Raw genomic sequence first — 1,117 nt, forward strand, 5'->3', positions numbered from 1 at the left:
GCGGCCCAGATACGCCTTGCAAGCGTCGAGAGCGCCGAGCCGGTCTGGGCGGCAGTGCCGCCGATGGATGTGCTGCGCGCCCTGCTTGAAATTTTTGATCTCTGCGCTTCGGTGGGCGGCCAGATACATCTGCGCCTTACTGCCGGACGGCGAGGGAAGGAAGAAGGCATTGTGGTGGAAGTGTCGGAAGGGAGCAACAGGGAACTGGCTCTGGCAGCCATGACGGGCAGCCCCATGCTCAGCGGCATGCGCCCCGGCTGGCGGGCAGCGCTTATGCCCTGGCGTGAAGCGGAACCGCGTTTTTTCCTTTCACTTTCCGCCTGCGAGTCAGATGCGGTATAACCGGCTCCGGCATAGGCCGGACCTTCAAGGAGTTTTTCATGACCAAAGAAGACATCAAGATTCTGCTGGTGGACGACGAAAGGCAGTTTGTGGACACCCTGGCCGAACGTCTGGCCATGCGCGGTTTTGCCGCGCGTGTGGCCTATGACGGCCCCGAGGCGCTCAAAGCCGTGGAACAGCCCACGGACGTCATCGTGCTTGACCTGCGCATGCCGGGCATGGACGGCTTTGAGGTGCTGCGCAACGTAAAGAAGAGCAATCCCCTGGTGCAGGTCATCATTCTTACCGGTCACGGTGGCGATGCCGAGGAACAGACCGCCTATCGCATGGGCGCGTACAATTTCCTGCGCAAACCTATGGATATTGATGAACTGCTCGGCAGCATACGCATGGCCTACCGCGACAAGCTGGAAAATGCCATGGTGGCCGTATCCCTGGCTGAAGGCGGCGACTTTGAGTCTGCGCGCGACGTGATGAAAGAAAAGGATATTTTGCAGGAACACGAAAAATAGAGCAGTTTACGAATGAAATGAGGTAACCGCTCTGCAAGGATTTTCAGGAAAATCCTTGCCACGAAATGCGAGCAGGCAGGCTTTTGCCTGCCGTACGTGAGCATTTCAAGTGTTAACTGCTCCAGGCAACATCCAGCGGGCTGTAATGCAGAAAGGGGAACGCCGTGCGCGTGCTTGTTGTGGATGACGAGTCTGCCTTTGCCGGGCCTCTGGCCCAGCGCCTGAGCCTGCGCGGCATGGATGCGCGCATTGCCGGCGATGCG

General features: G+C 59.0%; 1 protein-coding gene and 1 pseudogene. Both read left to right on the forward strand.

What is annotated here, in order from left to right; genetic code table 11:
- Nucleotides 1-342 (forward strand): annotated as a pseudogene (locus tag V6C16_RS13950) (sensor histidine kinase); the annotation flags it as partial.
- 38 nt (nt 343-380) lie between these two features.
- Entirely contained in the window at nt 381-854 is a 474-nt protein-coding gene (locus V6C16_RS13955) for a response regulator (RefSeq protein WP_333536008.1), read from the forward strand.
- Nucleotides 855-1,117 lie beyond the last annotated feature (263 nt).

The organism is Desulfovibrio sp. 1188_IL3213 (assembly GCF_036763145.1).
Taxonomy (GTDB): Bacteria; Desulfobacterota; Desulfovibrionia; order Desulfovibrionales; family Desulfovibrionaceae; genus Desulfovibrio.

Excerpts from the sequence above, each read along its gene's own strand:
- V6C16_RS13955 (WP_333536008.1), top strand. The coding sequence starts at position 381 with ATGACCAAAGAAGACATCAAGATTCTGCTGGTGGACGACGAAAGGCAG.